Raw genomic sequence first — 4,859 nt, 5'->3', positions numbered from 1 at the left:
GTTATCTTCAATGCATATCTGGCCATCAGGGAAGGCCGTTACCAGTTGCATGATCGTGCTTTTTGGCCAAGCACCGCCGACATCCGGAAAGACGAGGTCCATCAACTCTGCTAAGGGTTGATAATCGCCAACTTCTATAACACGCAAGTTAAGTAGCGTGGCGGTGTTTTCATCCATTACACGTTCTCCTATTGATAGTTGAGCGACCATTATGACAAAGTTTGATGTCTAAGTTCACGTTTTGTGATTGCTGGATTTCCATCTTTGCAGGCTTACCGCTTCGCTGCGGAGCTCGCTATACAGACAACTGCTGAGTAAAAAGCCAAATAGCCAATAATGCAAAGACGATGGCCATAATTTTGTGTTGATAGCTTTGAATGCGAGTGTTGGTCAGCATCTGCTTGCCAAGTTTACCTACGATCGCAACCAGTATGATATTAAACGCAAGTCCGAGTGCATTAAGTAGAAGGCCGAGCGTTAATAGCTGAGTGCTCGATGATGCTTGTATCTGCTGTGAGATAAACTGCGGTAAGAATAAAACAAAAAAGAGTAACGCTTTAGGGTTGAGCAGGTTCGTCATCACGGCACGCTTATAGAGATAGCGCCCCATTTTTTGTTGATACTGTACCGCTTCGCTTTCAGCAGGTGATGCTCTCCACGTATCAATACTCATTTTGAGTAGATACGCTGCACCAACATACTGGAGAACCGTTAACGCAATCGGAGACATTGCAATCACGGCTGAAACGCCAGTGGCCGCTAATACGGTAAGAATCAGTCCAGAGGTAGCGTTGCCTAAACTCGCGGCAACACCGACCCGTCGACCATAGCTAAGACTCGCGCTAATAATCAATAACATATCTGGCCCGGGGACGAATAACAACGCGGCAACGGCTGTTAAGTAAACAGGAAGCAAATTAGGGTCGATCATAAACGAAGAACACTTAACCAAATAAAGTGCGGCATTTTACCTTCTATCTAGGCATTATCAATAATGATTAAACATTAGGCTGGTGGTTTATAAGGGTAAGCTTGCCCAACTACGCGAAAAATGCGCATAAAAATGCCCCCAGGTTGGAGGCATTTTCAAACTCACAATGTGTTGCTGCTAGGTTATGCAGCACGCACTGTCGGTTTTGGTGCGGGCTTTTCAATAAAGCAAGCGTGTAATGCACAGATAGCGGCATGGTAATACTTATCAAGGACAACGTATTGCACATCCACATCGCGCATTGAAGAGTGAGCCGCTTTAGGATTGATCTCCGCATCAAGTAGCGCAAGCATCCCTTTACTCATTGTTTGGTTTGAGTCAATACGGCTGCCGATAACAGAAATCAGTGCGACCATTTCACCGGTAATCTTCGCTTTTGGATATAGCTTTTCAACCCGATTGATGACCTTATCTTGGCTCGCGGTCTTACCATCTAAGTAGTAAGTAATGGAGTTAGCGTTCATCTCTTTACTGATTAGCTGAACGTTCTCTTCACGAATGATTTCCATCACGTCGTAACTGACTTGATCACAATGTCCGACCATTGATTGGTCAAAAATGTGTAGCGCAAGCACTTTGTCACGGCCAGCAATGATTTCGATCTCATTGTCCTTTGGACGGTATTTGTGAGAGATCACCGTACCAGCATGCTCAGGTTCAAAGGTATTTTTAACGACCAGTTCAATACCTACAGCGCGCATGCCAGAGGCCGCGTTAGGATGAATCGCTTCCATACCAAGGTTTGCCAGTTGGTCAGCCACATCGTAGTTGCTGAGGCCCATTGGCTGTACACGTTCAGGGCCGACAATGCGGGGGTCTGCACTGCTCAAATGGTATTCTTTATGAATCACTGCGCTGCTTGCCTTGGTCAGCACTGCAATTCGGCTAAAGGTCATTTCACTGTAGCCGCGGTCGTAGGTCTTCATCAGACCTTCATCACAGTAGACGTAGCCGGTAACGATGGGCAGCTCATTGCTGAAATCAATGTCGTCCATCGCATTGGCGATGACTGTATTGAGATCACCTTTACCTTCATCCGGATTGTCCCAGCCAGACAGGTCGACAAATCGTGAGTTGATGCCAACACTTTCGAGGAGCAGCGTCGAGTTATGTGCACTATGTGCTTCACCAATTGACGACAGGAACTCACGGACTTGCGGCAAATAGCTTTCCAGAGAAAACTGCCCATAGTTACAGGTTTCGAGTATGCCTTCGATACAGCTATGCGCTTTTTCCATTCGCTGGCGAATAAAATTATCGGCACGCTCACGAAAAACAGGGTCAGGGAACATGTTGCTATTAATCAATAGCATACGCTGTTCTAGCTCATCCATCGCATCGCGCCATTTTGGGTTGTTCGCGGCGAGTAAGCGATAAATGCCTGGTTTACCCGAACGCTTACACTCCAGCAATGCATCCGTGATGCCAGCGTAAGCAGAAACAACAAAAATTCGGTTATATGGGTTTGACGGGTACAAAAAGATGTTATCCATGACAGCGTCATAGGCTGACATCGACGTACCGCCGATCTTTTCAACGGTATGATTCATGTGAGCTCCTTGTGGGCTTTATGAACAAAAAGGTCGATTGGGTTTACAGGGGCAGCATCCCGCTGCCCCTTGACGGTTAATCGACTAATGGATAAACACCGTTTTCATCGTGTGTCTCTTTCCCTGTGATGGGCGGGTTGAACACACAGGCCATGACCATATCAACACCTTTATTTGCGCGTAGCTGGTGCTCGTCATGTTTATCTAGAATATACAGCGTGCCGGGCTTGATTGGATAAACCTTGCCATCGTCAGTCGTTTCAATCTCACCCTCACCAGACATGCAATAGACTGATTCTAGATGATTCTGATAATGGATATGCGTGTCTGTGTTCGCATAAATGGTGGTGATATGGAATGAAAATCCCATGTTATCATCACGTAGCAACATGCGTACGCTTTCCCAATTTTCTGCGACCACGCGGCGATCACTGTTTTGACATTCTTCTAATGTGCGGACAATCATGATTGTTCCTTATTATTTGTCTATTCGTTATGTCTTTATGATGCTTTTTTGAGCTTCTCTTTCTTGTACTGCTCAACGGACTTAACGAAAATTTGTAAGCCTTTCTCCATTTCAGCTTCACTGACGGTCAGCGGAGAGAAGAATTTAAYCACTTCGTCTTCTGGGCCGGCTGTTTCGATGATCATGCCATTATCAAAGCACAAGCTGGTTATGTCGTCGGCAATATCACCGTTCTTACAGGCAATACCCTGCATCAATCCTCGTCCTTTGATGATCTCAAATAAGTCGCTATTTTTAGCAAGCATATCTTGCAGGACTTTGTTGAGCTGATCCGCACGCGCTTGAATATGGGTTTGGAACTGATCATCTAGCCAATAGGTTTCGATGGCTTCGGCAGCGGTCACAAAGGCATGGTTGTTACCACGGAATGTACCGTTATGCTCACCCGGTGCCCATTGATCTAGCTCAGGTTTGAGTAGAACGACTGCCATAGGTAAGCCGTAACCACCAATTGATTTGGACAAGGTCACAATATCAGGGTTGATGCCTGAAGGCTCAAAGCTAAAGAAAGTCCCCGTACGCCCACAACCTGCTTGAATATCATCGACAATCACCAGGATATCGTGTGCTTTACAGATAGTTTGTAAGCGTTGTAACCATTCATTAGATGCGGCATTTAAGCCACCTTCACCTTGAACGACCTCAAGTAATACAGCGGCAGGTTTATCACCACCGGTTAACCCGCTTGAAGCGTCATTAAGCATCGTCTCAAACAAGGTGAGACCATCAACGTTTGCATAGCCGTCATACGGAATACGCGTGACTGAATTATTGACTGGAATACCGCCGCCACCACGATGGTGATGGTTACCTGTCACCGCGAGTGCACCATAAGTACAACCGTGGAAACCATTAGTAAAAGAAACAATGTTTGAACGCCCAGTCACTTTGCGAGCTAGCTTCATTGCCGCTTCCACAGCGTTGGTACCAGTAGGGCCTGTGAATTGGAACTTGTAGTCCAAACCACGTGGGGCCAAGATGTGATTTTTAAATACTTCGAGAAAGCGTGCTTTCGCCTCTGTATACATGTCTAGGCCGTGTGTAATGCCGTCTTTCTCGATATACTCGATCAGCGCTTTTTTCAGCGTCGGATTATTGTGTCCATAGTTCAGTGAACCAGCGCCGGCTAGAAAATCAAGGTAGCGCTTACCATCCACGTCAGTCATCCAACAGCCTTTTGCGCTCTCAAATACAACGGGAAAGTTGTTGGCATAACATTGAACATTTGATTCCTGCGACTTAAAGATATCCATAACTCATCCTGTTATTTTTTGAGTGGAATTCGGAAAAGGTATTCGGTGTCGTGCTCACCGTTGAAATGCTCTTGTTCATCAAGGAACACCGAGCGTTGACCACCAGAGCCATAGAGGCGGTCTACCTTTTTAAACAGCGCCCAAGAACCGGCGTTGTCTTCTGTGATTGTGGTTTCGATGAAGTGAACGTTTTGCGCGACTTTGCGAGCCAGTAGCGCCTCAATCATCGATAGGGCAAGCCCCTCACCACGTGCTTTTGGCGACACCGCAACTTGCCAGACGAAAAAGGTATCTGGCTGCTCAGGGCGGATATAACCGGAGATGAAGCCCTGCACATCGCCTTCTCGCTCTGCAACAACACACGTTTCTTTAAAATGCGTCGCCTGTAAAAAATTACAGTAAGCGGAGTTCACGTCTAGCGGCGGGCATTGCGTGATTAGTCGATAAATGTTGCCACCATCGCCGATGGCAGGCTTACGAAACACGAACTGCGTGTTAGATTTTGTCTGTTTACGGTCGAGTACTTCAGAATCCAGCAC

The 4,859-nt window shown here is 46.5% G+C and carries 5 protein-coding genes and 1 pseudogene; all 6 read right to left on the bottom strand.

What is annotated here, in order from left to right:
- Nucleotides 1–177 (bottom strand): annotated as a pseudogene (locus BZG79_RS16710) (hydrolase); the annotation flags it as partial.
- A gap of 118 nt (nucleotides 178–295) precedes the next feature.
- The gene (locus tag BZG79_RS11725) at nucleotides 296–931 is read right to left on the bottom strand and encodes a LysE family translocator (protein WP_077774466.1); all 636 of its coding nucleotides are present in this window, start codon (nucleotides 929–931) and stop codon (nucleotides 296–298) included.
- Nucleotides 932–1,113: 182 nt separating this feature from the next.
- Nucleotides 1,114–2,541 (bottom strand): aspartate kinase, encoded by a 1,428-nt coding sequence (locus BZG79_RS11720; RefSeq protein WP_021024030.1) that lies wholly within the window; start codon nucleotides 2,539–2,541, stop codon nucleotides 1,114–1,116.
- 76 nt (nucleotides 2,542–2,617) lie between these two features.
- Nucleotides 2,618–3,007, bottom strand: a complete 390-nt coding sequence (locus tag BZG79_RS11715; RefSeq protein ID WP_021024031.1) for an ectoine synthase — start codon at nucleotides 3,005–3,007, stop codon at nucleotides 2,618–2,620.
- A gap of 35 nt (nucleotides 3,008–3,042) precedes the next feature.
- Nucleotides 3,043–4,320: a diaminobutyrate--2-oxoglutarate transaminase gene (gene ectB / locus BZG79_RS11710; protein ID WP_077774465.1), complete on the bottom strand. Its 1,278-nt coding sequence runs from the start codon at nucleotides 4,318–4,320 to the stop codon at nucleotides 3,043–3,045.
- A gap of 11 nt (nucleotides 4,321–4,331) precedes the next feature.
- The gene (gene ectA / locus BZG79_RS11705; RefSeq protein ID WP_028569742.1) at nucleotides 4,332–4,859 is read right to left on the bottom strand and encodes a diaminobutyrate acetyltransferase; all 528 of its coding nucleotides are present in this window, start codon (nucleotides 4,857–4,859) and stop codon (nucleotides 4,332–4,334) included.

It is taken from the genome of Salinivibrio sp. MA427, assembly GCF_001996115.1.
In the GTDB taxonomy this organism is placed as follows: Bacteria; Pseudomonadota; Gammaproteobacteria; order Enterobacterales; family Vibrionaceae; genus Salinivibrio; species Salinivibrio costicola.
This window is presented reverse-complemented; position numbering and strand designations above follow the sequence as displayed.